Source organism: Pseudomonas sp. GM55 (assembly GCF_000282395.1).
GTDB lineage: Bacteria > Pseudomonadota > Gammaproteobacteria > Pseudomonadales > Pseudomonadaceae > Aquipseudomonas > Aquipseudomonas fluorescens_CC.
This window is the reverse complement of sequence record NZ_AKJJ01000034.1, coordinates 58,765-73,174: the sequence shown is the minus strand read 5'-3', so window position 1 is coordinate 73,174 and position 14,410 is coordinate 58,765. Positions and strand designations below refer to the sequence as shown.

Genomic DNA, 14,410 nt, shown 5'->3' with positions numbered 1-14,410 from the left:
GGGATCCAGCGGGGAAGTGCGGTATCTATCCAGCGGACCGCTGAAAAGTCAAAAGCCCAATCCGGGGATTGGGCTTCTTTTCGAGGCGGCCATGGGACTTAGCTCAGGGCGCTGTTGCGTTCGATCACACGGTCACCACCGCCTTCAGCGAGGGTTTGACCTTGTGGAGTACGATCCGAACCGTCGGCAGCCAGGGTTTGACCTTGTGGGGTGCGATCCGAACCGTCGGCAGCCAGGGTCTGGCCTTGTGGGGTGCGGTCGGAACCGTCGGCAGCCAGGGTCTGGCCTTGTGGGGTGCGGTCGGAACCGTCGGCAGCCAGGGTCTGGCCTTGTGGGGTGCGATCCGAACCGTCAGCGGCGAGGGTCTGGCCTTGTGGGGTGCGATCCGAACCATCGGCAGCCAGGGTTTGGCCTTGTGGAGTACGGTCCGAGCCATCCTGAGTGATCAGGCCTTTTTCTTTCAGGCGATCATTGCCGCCTTCGGCAAGGGTCTGGCCTTGTGGCGTGCGTTCGGAGCCATCGGCGGCGACGGTCTGGCTGAACACCGAGTGGTTCTGTTTCACTTGTGGCGTGGCCTGGTCAGCGGCTGGCAGGGCAAAGGCAGTGCTGGCCAGCATCGAGAGGGAAAGGCTAAGCAGGAGTTGGCGTTTCATGATTGTTTTGCTCCTTGTGGGGGCGAATAAGTGGGCACGAGAGCAATGCTACTCTCGATAAGTCGATATAAAAGTTCATAAACGCAATGGTAATAATCAACGGAATTGATTGTTTGCTGCAGAAGCTCTAGGCCGGGCGTTTCAGGCGAATTGTTCTGCACTGATGTGGGTATTTTCGACTCACCTGTGACATGCAAAAGTGCGGGGCCGGTAACGCTGATTGACTGGCTGGTCATTGTTTGACTTGGCGAAATCTGTCTGTCGATTAAACCTGGCGGATTTTTATCGGTCGTAGACTTCATGGCGAGCCGCTTGCGGCTCACCGTTTCACATGTGCGTCGCAGTCGGGGCGCCCGGTCGTATCAGGAGCCCTGTGCAATGACGCGCACTCAAAAGACGTTTGTCTGGACCCTTTCCACTTTCCTTACCTTGTTGGCGGTACTGGTGCTGATCATCGTGTTCTTCGACTGGAACCGGATCAAACCGCCACTCAGCGCCAAAGTTTCCGAAGAACTGCACCGGGCTTTTGCGATTAACGGCAATCTGTCGGTGGTCTGGCGGCCCGAACCCGATGAAAGCGGCTGGCGCGCCTGGGTGCCGTGGCCCCACGTGGTGGCCGAGGACCTCAGCCTGGGCAATCCGGACTGGTCAAAGCAACCGCAGATGGTCACCCTCAAGCGCGTCGAACTGCGTATTTCACCCCTGGCATTGCTGGCGCAGCGGGTGGTGATCCCGCGTATCGATCTCACCGAGCCGTATGCCCACCTGCAACGCCTGGCTGACGGGCGCGCCAACTGGGTCTTCAAACTCGACCCGAAAGACCCGAACGCCGAGCCTTCCAGCTGGGGGGTGGATATTGGCGCGATCGGCTTCGACAAGGGCCACGTCATCCTCGACGACCAGAGCCTGAAGACTCAACTCGACGTGCTGATCGATCCATTGGGCAAACCGGTTCCGTTCAGCGATATTGTCGGCGACAAAGTGGCGAAAGCCGCGCAGGAAAAGGGCTCGTCGCCCCAGGATTATGCATTCGCCCTCAAGGTCAACGGCCAGTACCACGGCCAGAAGCTCGCGGGCCAGGGCAAGATTGGCGGGCTGTTGGCATTGCAGGATGCGGCACGACCGTTTCCGCTTCAGGCACAGGTGAAGATCGCCGATTCCAGCGTTGAACTGGCCGGCACCCTGACCGATCCGATGAATCTCGGCGCCCTCGACCTGCGCCTGAAACTGGCCGGCACCAGCCTGGGCAACCTCTACCCGCTGACCGGCGTAACCCTGCCGGACACGCCACCCTATGCCACCGACGGCCACCTGATTGCCAGGTTGCACGAGGCCGGTGGCGCGGTGTTTCGCTATGAAGAATTCAACGGCAAGATCGGCGAGAGTGACATCCACGGCAATCTGACTTACGTGGCCAGCCAGCCACGGCCAAAACTCAGCGGCTCGCTGTTGTCCAATCAATTGCTGTTCGCTGATCTGGCGCCGCTGATCGGTGCTGACTCCAACGCTGAACAGAAGGCCCGTGGCGGTGACAGCAAACAGCCGGCGGACAAGGTGCTGCCGGTCGAAGAATTCAAGACCGATCGCTGGCGCGATATGGATGCCGATGTCGAGTTCACCGGCAAGCGCATCGTGCACAGCGAAAAACTGCCGTTCAACGACCTCTATACCCATCTGGTGCTCACCGATGGCGTGCTCAGTCTCGAGCCGCTGCGCTTCGGCGTGGCCGGCGGCAAGCTGGATGCGCAGATTCGCCTGAACGGCCATGCCGAGCCGTTGCAAGGCCAGGCAAAACTCACCGCACGGGGCTTCAAGCTCAAGCAGTTGTTCCCCGGCTTTGAGCCAATGAAAACCAGTTTTGGCGAACTCAACGGCGATGCCGATATCAGCGGGCGCGGCAATTCGGTGGCCAAGCTGCTGGGCAGCGCCAATGGCAATCTGAAAATGCTGATCAACGATGGCGCCATCAGTCGCGAACTGATGGAGCTGGCGGGCCTGAACGTCGGCAACTACGTGGTTGGCAAGATCTTTGGCGACAAGGAAGTGAAGATCAACTGCGCGGCCGCCGACTTCGGTATCCAGTCCGGTCTGGCGAGTACCCGCTTGTTTGTGTTCGATACCGAGAACGCCATCATCTACATCGACGGCACCGCTAACATGGCGACCGAACAACTGGACCTGACCATCACCCCGGAATCCAAGGGCTGGCGCCTGCTTTCATTGCGCTCGCCGCTGTATGTGCGCGGCAAGTTCATCAAGCCCGATGCCGGGGTCAAGGCCGTGCCGTTGATGCTGCGCGGAGCCGGGATGGTGGCGCTGGGCGTGATCGCCGCACCGGCGGCCGGGTTGCTCGCGCTGGTGGCGCCGAGTGGGGGCGAGCCGAATCAATGCGCGCCGTTGCTGGAGCAAATGAAGGCGGGCAAGGTGCCCAAGACCGTCAAAAACTGATCGCTGATCCGCGCACTGCATGCCCGGACAACAATGCCTCTTCACGCAGCCACGCAAAAAACGCCCGAACCGGTGGATGACGTTCGCGTCCCGGCACGCACAGTGCGCTATAGCCAGCGCCATCGACCTGGATTTCGCCCCGGTACGGCAGCAACAGACCACTGGCCACGCTTTCCGACACCAGGATATTGCTTGCCAACACCAGACCTTGCCCGGCAATCGCCGCTTGCAGGGCGTAATGCTCTTCGTCGTATTCGCGCACCGCGGGCCGGCCGCTCAGCCAGGTTTCGCCGGAGCGGGCGCACCAGGCCTCCCAGCCGTGGGCATACAGCTTCGAGTTGTGCCAGCGCACGCTGATCAGCGTCGGGGCACGACTCACTGCCAGGGCCACCTGTTCAGGGGAACCGTAGACACCGAAGGACTCATCGAACAGGCACTGGCCGTACAGGTTGGGGTAATCGTCGAGGCTGTAGCGCAGCACCAGATCGACACTGGCGTCCTGATGCAGATCGATGACTTCGCAGTGGGTATCGAGGCGCACGTTGATGTTCGGGTGCCGAGCGTAGAAGCGTCCCAGTCGTGGCACCAGCCACAGCGCGGCGAAGGCAGCGGTGGTGGACACCGTCAGGTTGGCGCCGCTGCGTTGCGGGCGCAGGGTATCGACACTTTGCGCCACTTCGAGGAAAGCCCCGTGCAAGCTCTGGAACAGCCGTTCGCCGCATTCGGTCAGGCGCACCTGGCGTGGCAGGCGCTCGAACAACGGCACGCCGAGCCAGCTCTCCAGGGAGCGGATCTGATGGGACACCGCCGTCGGGGTGACCGACAGTTCTTCGGCGGCCGCCTTGAAGCTCAACAAGCGAGAGGCGGATTCGAAGGCGCGCAGGGCGGTCAAGGGCAGCGAGGCGAACATTGAAAACTCCACGGATGAAATGGATTCACCCTGACTGATTTTTGCTCATTTGAAGAGGCGCAGCTATGAGCCTCAAGCTACAAGCCACAAGCCGTTTGAGTTTAGTCCTTGAGGAGGTTCAGATGAGTAAAATTCTTGCCGTACATGCCAGTCCCCGTGGTGACCGCTCTCACTCCCGTCGTTTGGCCGAAGTGTTTCTGGCGGCTTGGCAGGCCCGTCATCCGCAAGCGCAGTTGACCCGGCGCGAAGTCGGTCGGGCGCTGATACCGCCGGTCAACGAGGCATTCGTGGCGGCCGCGTTTTACCCCGAGCCCGACGCCCGGCCACTTTCGATGCAGGCCGACCTGGCGCTCAGCGACGAGCTGGTCGGCGAACTGCTGGGCCACGATGTGTTGCTGATTTCCACGCCGATGCACAACTTCAGCGTGCCCAGCGGCCTCAAGGCGTGGATCGATCAGATCGTGCGGGTCGGGGTGACCTTCGATCACACCCTGGACAATGGCGTGGCCCAGTACCAGCCTTTGGTGCAGGGCAAAAAAGCCCTGATCATCACCAGCCGTGGCGGCTTCGGTTTTGGCCCGGGAGGCGAGCTGGAAGCCATGAACCATGCCGACAAGCTACTGCGCACGGTGCTCGGATTCATCGGCATCACGGACGTCACCGTGGTGGCCGCCGAGGGTGAAGAATCCGCCGAGCGCACCTTTGAAATCTCCGCCGCCGAGGCCGAGCGGCGCTTGTTGGCGCTGGCCGGGGAGTTCTAGATGGCCTGGCTGTTTCTGCTGGTCGCCTCCGGGTTCGAAGTCACCTTCGCCATGGGCATGAAGTACGCCGAGGGCTTCACCCGGCTCTGGCCTTCGTTGATCACCGTGGTGGCCGCGGTGGGCGGGATCTACTTCCTGACCCTGGCCATGCGCGAATTGCCGGTGAGCATTGCCTACCCGATCTGGACCGCCATCGGTTCGCTGGGCACGGTGTTTCTCGGTTTCGCGCTGCTGGGTGAAAGCCTGACTGCGATCAAACTGGTCTCGGTCGGGCTGATCGTGGCGGGTGTGGCGGGGTTGAAGTAGGGTGGATGACATAGACTTGTCGTCGAGTTGTCATCTTCGCTGGTGATGCTGGGTGGATGTCCTGCACCCCGCCTTGCGTCACCCCCCGACCACAAGGATGTCCACCCATGTCGCAAGGTTCTGCCCCGCGCTACCCGCTGGTGTTGGTACCCGGAATGCTCGGGTTCATCCGCCTGGTGCTTTATCCGTACTGGTACGGGATCGTCGAGGCATTGCGCCGTGGTGGTGCGGTGGTGTTCGCGGTGCAGGTCTCGCCGCTCAACTCGAACGAGGTGCGCGGTGAGCAATTGCTGGCGCGTATCGACGAAATCCTGCGGGAAACCGGTGCCGGCAAGGTCAACCTGATAGGGCATAGCCAGGGCTCGCTGACCGCCCGTTATGCAGCGGCCAAGCGTCCTGATCTGGTGGCATCGGTAACCTCGGTGGCGGGGCCGAATCACGGTTCGGAACTCGCCGATTACCTGCACGAGCATTATTCCCATGACAGTGTACGTGGCCGACTGCTGTGCTTTTTGCTGCGGATGATTGGCGCGCTGATGGCGTGGCTGGATACCGGTTACCGCGGGCCGAAGCTGCCGGTGGATATCCATGCGTCCCACCATTCCCTCACCACCGCTGGCGTCGCGCTGTTCAACCAGCGTTATCCACAGGGGCTGCCCGACATCTGGGGCGGTCACGGAGCGGAAGAGGTCAACGGCGTGCGTTATTACTCCTGGTCCGGCACCTTGCAACCGGGCATTACCGATCGCGGGCGCAATCTGCTGGACGGCACCAACCGCAGTTGCCGGTTGTTCGCCAAAACCTTCGTCCGCGAAGCCGGGCATTGCGATGGCATGGTCGGACGCTATAGCTCACACCTGGGGACGGTGATTGGCGATGAATATCCTCTGGATCACTTCGATATCGTCAACCAGTCGCTGGGGTTGGTAGGCAAGGGGGCCGAGCCGATCCGGTTGTTTGTCGAGCATGCGGCGCGGCTCAACGCGGCTGGGCTCTAGTCCGCGTTATCGTTCATCGCGGGCAAGCCACGCTCCCACAGGTTTCCGGTTGCTCACAGATTTCAGATTCGACACAAAACCTGTGGGAGCGTGGCTTGCCCGCGAAGGCGCCGGATCAGGCAACGCAGGCCTTACGACCCAACACCATCGTCCAGCGCTCGGAAACAATCACCCCGCCCAAGGTCAACACCCCGCCCACCAGGTGATACATCGCCAGTTGTTCATGCAGCACCACCGCCGCAATCAATGCCGTAATCACCGGCAGCAAGTTGAAAAACTGCGTGGTCCGGCTCGGCCCCAAACGCACCACGGCCTGCATCCACGCCAGCGGCGCAACCATCGAAGCCAGCAGGCAGGCATACAGCACCAGTGGAATGTTCTGCAGGGTCGGGCCGACTTTCGGTGAGGCGAGGAACAGCGGAAACAACACCACCACGGCCACCAGCACCTGCAAATACAGGAGCACCAGCGGCGGCAGTTTCAGCTGCCATTTTTTCAACAGGGTGCTGTAGACCGCGTAGGCCAGGGTGGCGATCAGCATCATCGCGTCGCCCAGGTTGACCCCGTGCTCCAGCAATACCTCAAGGCTGCCGGATGACACCACCACCAGGACACCGGTGAATGACAGCGCGGCACCGGCCAGGGCCCCCATGGTCAGGCGCTGGCCGAGGCTGATGATTGCCATGGCGAGCGACATCAGCGGCATCAGCGACAGGATGATGCCCATGTTGGTGGCCGAGGTCAGGCTCGCGGCGAAGTACGCCAGGCTTTGATAGACCGCCATGCCGAGAACACCGAGGACAAGGATCTTGCCCAGGTTCGGGCGGATCAGCGGCCAATGAGCGAGCACTGGCTTGAGCATGAAGGGCGTGAACAGCAACCCGGCCAGCAGCCAGCGGTAGAAACCGATCTCGGCGGGGAAGATCGCCCCGGCCGACATTTTGGTGATCACGGTGTTGCCGGCCCAGATAAAAATAGCCAGCAGGGGATAAGCGTATTGCATCGGGAAAAACCAGAACGTTAATGAAGGGCAATTATCCGCTTGTCTGGATGCAAGCCTATACTTCGAACCAGACAACCCGCCCCTGATGACGGACAGCATGAGCAGTAAACACATCGACCTGCTGGATTTCAGCGAACTGCCGTCGGCGGTGTACTTCCGCTACGCCGATTTCGACGCCCACGAATACGCCGCACCCCATCGACATCCTTGGGGGACGCTGGAATATGCAGCCCATGGCGTGCTGCACATGGACGTCGAGGGCAGCCGTTTCATGTCGCCACCGCAATACGCGGTGTGGGTACCGCCGCAGATCGAGCACAGTTTCTATAGCCACCAGCCGGTCAACTACCGCGCCGTGTGCCTGGCACCCAAGGTGTGCGCCGATCTGCCGTCGCGAGCCTGCACCCTGGCCATCAGCGACATCCTCAAGGCGATCCTCAAGGACTTCGCTGCCCGGGATGTGAAAATTCCCGAACAGGCCGCCGATCAGCGTCTGGCCCAGGTATTGGTGGACCAGCTACAACAGGCCCCGGTGCACGAGTGTTATCTGCCCTACGCCAGCAGCCCCGGATTGCTGGGGATCCTGGAGGCGTTGCAGGCCGAGCCTGGGGATAACCGGCCGCTGTCGGAGTGGGCCGCGCGCATCCATGTCAGCGAGCGCACACTGGCACGGCAGTTCATGCGCGAGCTGGGCATGAGTTTCGGTGAGTGGCGCCAGCGCCTGCGCTTTCTGGCGGCGATCGAAGCGCTGGATAGCCCGCGAAGCATTCAGGAAATCGCCTTCGACATGGGCTACAGCACTGGTTCTGCGTTTATCGCGATGTTCCAGCGCCAGGCCGGGTGCACGCCGGAGCAGTATCGACGCAGCCATCTGGAGAACAGGAAGGTGTAACAGGGGTTGTCTACACTCCAGTACAAGGCCGCGCCCCTCGGTGTGGCAACCAGGAGAAAACTCCATGAAGATGTTGCGTGTCCCTTTGTTGATTATCGGTTTGCTGCTCTGTTCCCAGGGTTTCGCGGCCACGGCCCAACAGAACAAAATGACTACCTGCAACGCCGACGCCACGGCCAAAAGCCTCAAGGGTGACGAGCGCAAAGCCTTCATGAGCACCTGCCTGAAGGCCGCGCCGGCGGCAAACGAGGCCGGTAAAGCCTTGACCCCTCAGCAAGAAAAGATGAAGACCTGCAATGCCGACGCCGCCACCAAAGCTCTCAAGGGTGATGAGCGCAAGGCATTCATGAGTGATTGCCTGAAGAAGAAATAATTTGCACTTGTAGGAGCCGGCTTGCCGGCGATGAAAATGACGCGGAGTATCAGGTCACCGTGGTGAGCCCATCGCTGGCAAGCCAGCTCCTACAGGTCGCCCCACACAATCCCTAGTGCTCGCACCGGATCGCTGGCAGACTGCCAATCCTTTTTATGCCGTTCGTTTTTGAGGCTGTATGCCAACGTTTTCTCAGCGTCAAGTTTTGCTGGTCATCAGCTGGGTCATCATTTTTGGCGGGCTGCTGCTGGTCCTGCCGCTGCGGTTGCTGCCCAGCCTGCTCGCCGGGCTGCTGGTGTTCGAACTGGTCAACATGCTCACCCCGCAACTGCAACGACTGATTGAAGGCCGACGTGCACGTTGGCTGGCAGTGGCGTTGCTGGGGACTCTGATTGTCAGCGTACTGTCGCTGATCTTTGCCGGCGCCATCAGTTTTCTGCTGCACGAAGCGGAAAACCCCGGTGCTTCCCTCGACAAGTTCATGGGGGTGGTCGACCGCGCACGCGGACAACTGCCGCCGTTCATCGACGCCTATCTGCCGGCCAGTGCCGCCGAGTTTCGCGTGGCGATTGGCGAATGGGTCAGCAAGCACCTCAGCGATTTGCAACTGGTGGGCAAGGACGCGGCGCACATGTTCGTGACCTTGCTGATCGGCATGGTGCTGGGGGCGATCATTGCCTTGCAGCGTGTGCCGGACCTGACCAAACGCAAGCCGCTGGCTGCGGCGCTGTTCGATCGCCTGCACCTGCTGGTCCAGGCGTTTCGCAACATCGTGTTCGCCCAGATCAAGATTTCCCTGCTCAACACCTTCTTCACCGGGATTTTCCTGGCAGTGATCCTGCCGCTGTTCGGCATCAAGCTGCCGCTGACCAAAACCCTGATCGTGCTGACGTTCCTGCTCGGCCTGCTGCCGGTGATCGGCAACCTGATGTCGAACACCCTGATCACCATCGTCGGTCTATCGCTGTCGATCTGGGTCGCCGTGGCGGCGCTGGGTTACCTGATTTTTATCCACAAGCTCGAATACTTCCTCAACGCGCGCATCGTCGGCGGGCAGATCAGTGCCAAGTCGTGGGAGTTGCTGCTGGCGATGCTGGTGTTCGAGGCCGCGTTCGGCCTGCCGGGGGTGGTGGCGGGGCCGATTTACTACGCGTATCTGAAGAGTGAGTTGAAGCAGGTGGGGATGGTTTGATCCGGTACTTGCGTACCTGATCTGACGCTATCGCTGGCAAGCCAGCTCCTACAAGGGCGACGCAATACCTGTAGGAGCTGGCTTGCCAGCGATGGGCGTACCGCAGATTTCGGATCAGTCAATCGAGCCGTAACGCTTTGCAGCCTCGATCGCCAGACCGCTACCGATACTGCCAAAGATATTCCCTTCCACATGCCGCGCCTTCGGCAGCATCGCCGAAACGCTGTTGCGCAGCGCCGGGATACCGCTCGAACCGCCGGTGAAGAACACCGTATCGACCTGGTCGACCCGCACGTCGGCGTTTGCCAGCAGTTGGGTGACGCTGTTGCGCACCCGCTCCAGCAGGCTGTCGATGGCCGACTCGAACAGTGCACGGCTCAAGTCCACGCTCAGGCCCGCTTCAATGCGGTCCAGCGGCACGTGGCGGCTGTCGGCGTGGGTCAGCTGGATCTTGGTTTCTTCCACTTCCATCGCCAGCCAGTGCCCGGCGCGCTGCTCGATCAGCTTGAACAGGCGATCGATGCCGCCGGTGTCCTCGATGTCATAGCGCATGCTGCCCAGGGCCAGCTGGGACTTCTGCGAGTACACCGAGTTGATCGTGTGCCAGGTCGCCAGGTTCATGTGGTGGCTGGTGGGCATGTAGGCTCCGCTCTTCATCCGGCTGCCGTAGCCGAACAGGGGCATCAGGCCGGCCAGCGAAAGTTGTTTGTCGAAGTCGGTTCCGCCGATGTGCACGCCGCCGGTGGCGAGGATGTCGTCCTGACGGTTATCCACAGCGCGACGCTCTGGCGACAGACGCACCAGGGAGAAGTCGGACGTACCACCGCCGATGTCGACGATCAGCACCAGCTCTTCTTTCTCGATGGTCGACTCGTAGTCGAATGCCGCGGCAATCGGTTCGAACTGGAACGAGACTTCCTTGAAGCCGATCTTGCGCGCCACTTCGACCAGGGTGTCTTCGGCTTCCTTGTCGGCCATCGGGTCATCATCGACAAAGAACACCGGCCGACCCAGCACCACTTCTTCGAACTCGCGACCGGCGGCCGCTTCGGCACGGGCCTTGAGCTGGCCGATGAACAGCCCGAGCAGGTCCTTGAACGGCATCGCCGTGCCCAGGACGCTGGTGTCGTGCTTGATCAGCTTGGAACCCAGCAGGCTCTTGAGCGAGCGCATCAGGCGGCCTTCGTAGCCTTCCAGGTACTCGTGCAGTGCCAGCCGGCCGTACACCGGGCGGCGTTCTTCGATATTGAAGAAGACCACTGACGGCAGGGTGATCTTGTCGTCCTCCAGCGCGATCAGCGTTTCCATGCCGGGGCGCAGCCAGCCGACGGTGGAGTTGGACGTGCCAAAGTCGATACCCACGGCACGGGCTGGAGATGCGTTGTTCATGTCTTTCAGGTTCCGGTTAAAAAACGGCCGCGCAGTGTATGTCAGAGTGCGCCAGATTCGAAGGCCGGTTATCTGCTAATTCTTCGCAAACAATGCCTTGAAAGATGGGGCATCCCCCCCAAACTACCCTGCATCAACCGGACAGCCACGGGAGTGCTCGCAAGAAGCCCCGCCTGCTGCCGATAAACTTCTGCTGCGCCGCCCGGTCACAAATTTGAGATCGGTCAGACCAATGGCTGCAAACAAGCGCATGCTGTGGCCCGTGGCGCGATTTTGATAACGGATGGTGATTCCCGCGATGGACTTCAAAGACTATTACAAGATTCTCGGTGTGGAACCGACCGCAGACGATAAGGCGATCAAGGCCGCCTATCGCAAGCTGGCGCGCAAATACCACCCCGACGTCAGCAAGGAAAAGGATGCCGAGGCCAAGTTCAAGGACGCTTCGGAAGCCTATGAAGCACTGAAAAGCGCCGACAAACGCGCCGAATACGATGATCTGCGCCGCTATGGCCAGCATGGCCAGCCGTTCCAGGGGCCACCGGGCTGGCAGAGCCGTGGCGGTTTCGGTGGTGGCGGCCAGGACACGGGCGATTTCTCGGACTTTTTCAGTTCGATATTCGGCAACCGTGGGCCAGGCTTTGGTGGTGGACAGTCACGTCGCAGCACAGGACGTCGAGGGCAGGACGTGGAAATGGAGCTTGGGGTTTTTCTCGAAGAAACACTGTCGACCGAGTCGAAGAAGGTCACCTTCCAGGTACCGCAGTACAACGCGGCCGGCCAGCATGTGAGCAACACCAGCAAAAGCCTGAACGTGAAGATCCCCGCTGGCGTGAGCGACGGCGAGCGTATTCGCCTCAAGGGGCAGGGCGCGCCGGGTACGGGTGGCGGGGCCAATGGCGACCTGTACCTGACGATCCGTTTTGCGCCGCACCCGAAATTCGACGTTGAAGGCGAGAACCTGATCATCACCTTGCCACTGGCACCGTGGGAGCTGGCGCTGGGCGCCGAAGTCGCCGTGCCGACCCTGACCGGCAAGATCAACCTCAAGGTGCCGGCCGGCAGCCAGAACGGCCAGCGCATGCGCGCCAAAGGCCATGGCCTGATGAACAAGGCCGGTGAGCGTGGTTACCTGTTCGTGCAACTGAAGGCCGTGATGCCGAAGAAGTCCGATGATGACATCAAGGCCCTGTGGCAGGAGTTGGCGAAAAAAGCCGCGTTCGACCCGCGAGAGCATTTTTGATCCCTTGGAACCAAGGAGTCACTGACAATGAGCAGTCCCCTGAACGTTCAACTGGACATGGCAGAATTCTGTGAGGCGACCGAGCTGTCGGACGTCTACGTGATCGAAATCGTCGAACACGGCATCCTCGAACCTCAGGGCGCTCAGCCCAAGGACTGGCGTTTCAATGACTACGAGCTGACCCTGGCCAAGCGCGCCGCCAAGCTGCGGCGCGACCTTGATCTGGAATGGGAAGGCGTCGCCCTGGCGCTGGACCTGCTCGAGGAAGTGCGGCAACTGCGGGCCGAGAACGAAATGCTCAAGCAGCGGCTGGGGCGGTTGGTGGTGGAGTGATGTTTTCAGGTCATCTGGCATGACTCTTTCGCGAGCAGGCTCGCTCCCACAGTTGATCGTATTTCACCTGTGGGAGCGAGCCTGATCCCTCGCGTCCTGCAAGGCATCGAGGCCTGTTTCATGGTGTGGCGAGGGCTCAGAACAGGAAATATCGCTGGGCCATCGGCAGGGTTTGCGCCGGTTCGCACCACAGCAACACGCCATCGGCCTTGACCTGATAGGTCTGCGAATCGACGTCGATGTTCGGCAGGTAGTCGTTGTGGATCAGGTCGGTTTTCTGCACGTCGCGGCAACCTTTGACCACAGCGATTTTCTTCTTCAAGCCCAACGCCTCAGGCAAGCCTGCATTCTGCGCTGCCTGGCTGATGAAGGTCAGGCTGGTGGCGTGCAGCGAACCGCCGAAGCTGGCGAACATCGGGCGGTAGTGCACCGGTTGCGGCGTCGGGATCGAGGCATTGGCGTCGCCCATCAGGCTGGCCGCGATGGCACCGCCCTTGAGAATCAGCGTCGGTTTCACGCCGAAAAACGCCGGACGCCAGAGCACCAGATCCGCCCATTTGCCCACTTCGACCGAACCCACTTCATGGCTGATGCCGTGGGTGATCGCCGGGTTGATGGTGTATTTGGCGATGTAGCGTTTGGCGCGGAAGTTGTCGTTGCCTGCGCCATCGCCGGGTAGCGGCCCGCGTTGTTTTTTCATCTTGTCGGCGGTCTGCCAGGTGCGCGTGATGACTTCGCCGACCCGTCCCATGGCTTGGCTATCCGAGCTGATCATCGAGAAGGCGCCGAGGTCGTGGAGGATATCTTCGGCGGCAATCGTCTCGCGGCGAATGCGGCTTTCAGCGAAGGCCACGTCCTCGGCAATGCTCGGGTCGAGGTGATGGCAGACCATCAGCATGTCGAGGTGTTCATCGATGGTGTTGCGGGTGAACGGCCGTGTCGGATTGGTGGAGCTCGGCAGCACGTTGGCAAGACCGCAGGCCTTGATGATGTCCGGCGCGTGACCGCCCCCGGCACCTTCGGTGTGATAGGTGTGAATGGTGCGGCCCTTGAAGGCGGCAATGGTGGTCTCGACGAAGCCGGATTCGTTGAGGGTGTCGGTGTGGATCGCCACCTGCACGTCGAACCGGTCGGCCACGCTCAGGCAGTTGTCGATACTCGCAGGCGTGGTGCCCCAGTCCTCATGCAACTTGAGGCCGATTGCGCCGGCCTTGACCTGTTCGATCAACGGCTCCGGCAGGCTGGCATTGCCTTTGCCGGTCAGGCCGATGTTCATCGGGAACGCATCGGCGGCCTGGAGCATGCGCGCCAGGTGCCACGGCCCGGAAGTGCATGTGGTCGCATTGGTGCCGGTGGCCGGTCCGGTGCCGCCACCGATCATGGTGGTGACGCCGCTCATCAATGCCTCTTCGATCTGTTGCGGGCAGATGAAGTGGATGTGGGTGTCGATGCCACCAGCGGTGAGGATCATGCCTTCGCCAGCGATGACTTCGGTGCTGGCGCCAATGGCGATGTTGACGTTGGGCTGGATGTCCGGGTTGCCGGCCTTGCCGATCGCCGCGATGCGCCCGTCCTTGAGGCCGACGTCTGCCTTGACGATGCCCCAGTGATCGATGATCAGCGCGTTGGTGATCAGGGTGTCGACCACCTCGGCGGCCAGCAACTGGCTCTGACCCTGGCCGTCACGGATGACTTTACCGCCACCGAATTTCACTTCTTCGCCGTAGGTGGTGAAGTCCTGTTCCACTTCGATCCACAACTCGGTATCGGCCAGACGCACCTTGTCACCGACGGTGGGGCCGAACATGTCGGCGTAGGCTTGACGGGAAATCTTCATTCGTTCGCCTTGGAATTCAATTGGATTTGAGACCGCTCGCGTTGCTCGCTATCGCTGGCAAGCCAGCTCCTA

The 14,410-nt window shown here is 61.1% G+C and carries 15 protein-coding genes; 9 read left to right on the top strand and 6 right to left on the bottom strand.

Features of this window, described 5'->3' with window-relative positions; genetic code table 11:
- Positions 1 to 98: 98 nt before the first annotated feature.
- Together PMI31_RS05910 and PMI31_RS30710 are read right to left on the bottom strand one after the other, a co-directional pair.
- Positions 99 to 653 carry a hypothetical protein gene (locus tag PMI31_RS05910; RefSeq protein WP_008016846.1) on the bottom strand — a complete coding sequence of 185 codons (555 nt, stop codon included), beginning with the start codon at positions 651 to 653 and terminating at the stop codon, positions 99 to 101.
- Positions 650 to 955 carry a hypothetical protein gene (locus PMI31_RS30710; protein ID WP_157213263.1) on the bottom strand — a complete coding sequence of 102 codons (306 nt, stop codon included), beginning with the start codon at positions 953 to 955 and terminating at the stop codon, positions 650 to 652. Before PMI31_RS30710 ends, PMI31_RS05910 begins: the two co-directional genes overlap by 4 nt.
- Before the next feature lie 76 nt (positions 956 to 1,031).
- On the opposite strand from PMI31_RS30710, the gene PMI31_RS05905 reads away from it, so the two are divergent.
- Complete coding sequence (locus PMI31_RS05905; RefSeq protein WP_008016845.1) at positions 1,032 to 3,101, top strand: AsmA family protein; 2,070 nt, start codon at positions 1,032 to 1,034, stop codon at positions 3,099 to 3,101.
- Here PMI31_RS05905 and PMI31_RS05900 read toward each other — a convergent pair.
- Entirely contained in the window at positions 3,091 to 4,023 is a 933-nt protein-coding gene (locus PMI31_RS05900) for a LysR substrate-binding domain-containing protein (RefSeq protein WP_162130430.1), read from the bottom strand. The two genes, PMI31_RS05905 and PMI31_RS05900, sit on opposite strands and share 11 nt — an antisense overlap.
- Positions 4,024 to 4,133: 110 nt before the next feature.
- Here PMI31_RS05900 and PMI31_RS05895 point away from each other — a divergent pair, with 110 nt between their 5' ends.
- From PMI31_RS05895 to PMI31_RS05885, 3 genes are all read left to right on the top strand, one after another.
- The gene (locus PMI31_RS05895) at positions 4,134 to 4,772 is read left to right on the top strand and encodes an FMN-dependent NADH-azoreductase (protein WP_043302233.1); all 639 of its coding nucleotides are present in this window, start codon (positions 4,134 to 4,136) and stop codon (positions 4,770 to 4,772) included.
- On the top strand, positions 4,773 to 5,078 hold the full coding sequence (locus PMI31_RS05890; protein ID WP_008016842.1) for a DMT family transporter: 306 nt from the start codon (positions 4,773 to 4,775) through the stop codon (positions 5,076 to 5,078).
- A 107-nt stretch (positions 5,079 to 5,185) separates the two neighbouring features.
- Complete coding sequence (locus tag PMI31_RS05885; RefSeq protein ID WP_008016841.1) at positions 5,186 to 6,076, top strand: esterase/lipase family protein; 891 nt, start codon at positions 5,186 to 5,188, stop codon at positions 6,074 to 6,076.
- A 115-nt stretch (positions 6,077 to 6,191) separates the two neighbouring features.
- Here the strand turns inward: PMI31_RS05885 and PMI31_RS05880 are convergent, their stop codons facing one another.
- Positions 6,192 to 7,079, bottom strand: coding sequence for a DMT family transporter (locus PMI31_RS05880; protein ID WP_008016840.1), 888 nt, complete (start codon positions 7,077 to 7,079; stop codon positions 6,192 to 6,194).
- Between the two features lie 97 nt (positions 7,080 to 7,176).
- On the opposite strand from PMI31_RS05880, the gene PMI31_RS05875 reads away from it, so the two are divergent.
- From PMI31_RS05875 to PMI31_RS05865, 3 genes are all read left to right on the top strand, one after another.
- Positions 7,177 to 7,971, top strand: a complete 795-nt coding sequence (locus PMI31_RS05875) for an AraC family transcriptional regulator (protein ID WP_043302231.1) — start codon at positions 7,177 to 7,179, stop codon at positions 7,969 to 7,971.
- A gap of 64 nt (positions 7,972 to 8,035) precedes the next feature.
- Positions 8,036 to 8,344, top strand: coding sequence for a PsiF family protein (locus tag PMI31_RS05870; RefSeq protein ID WP_008016837.1), 309 nt, complete (start codon positions 8,036 to 8,038; stop codon positions 8,342 to 8,344).
- Between the two features lie 178 nt (positions 8,345 to 8,522).
- Positions 8,523 to 9,536: an AI-2E family transporter gene (locus tag PMI31_RS05865; RefSeq protein WP_008016836.1), complete on the top strand. Its 1,014-nt coding sequence runs from the start codon at positions 8,523 to 8,525 to the stop codon at positions 9,534 to 9,536.
- A 114-nt stretch (positions 9,537 to 9,650) separates the two neighbouring features.
- Here PMI31_RS05865 and PMI31_RS05860 read toward each other — a convergent pair whose 3' ends face one another.
- On the bottom strand, positions 9,651 to 10,925 hold the full coding sequence (locus tag PMI31_RS05860; protein WP_008016835.1) for an Hsp70 family protein: 1,275 nt from the start codon (positions 10,923 to 10,925) through the stop codon (positions 9,651 to 9,653).
- Positions 10,926 to 11,223: 298 nt separating this feature from the next.
- Here PMI31_RS05860 and PMI31_RS05855 point away from each other — a divergent pair, with 298 nt between their 5' ends.
- Complete coding sequence (locus PMI31_RS05855; protein ID WP_008016833.1) at positions 11,224 to 12,168, top strand: DnaJ C-terminal domain-containing protein; 945 nt, start codon at positions 11,224 to 11,226, stop codon at positions 12,166 to 12,168.
- Positions 12,169 to 12,195: 27 nt separating this feature from the next.
- Entirely contained in the window at positions 12,196 to 12,501 is a 306-nt protein-coding gene (locus tag PMI31_RS05850; protein ID WP_008016832.1) for a chaperone modulator CbpM, read from the top strand.
- Positions 12,502 to 12,637: 136 nt separating this feature from the next.
- On the opposite strand, the gene ureC is transcribed toward PMI31_RS05850, so the two are convergent.
- Entirely contained in the window at positions 12,638 to 14,338 is a 1,701-nt protein-coding gene (gene ureC, locus PMI31_RS05845) for an urease subunit alpha (RefSeq protein ID WP_008016831.1), read from the bottom strand.
- Positions 14,339 to 14,410: the final 72 nt, after the last annotated feature.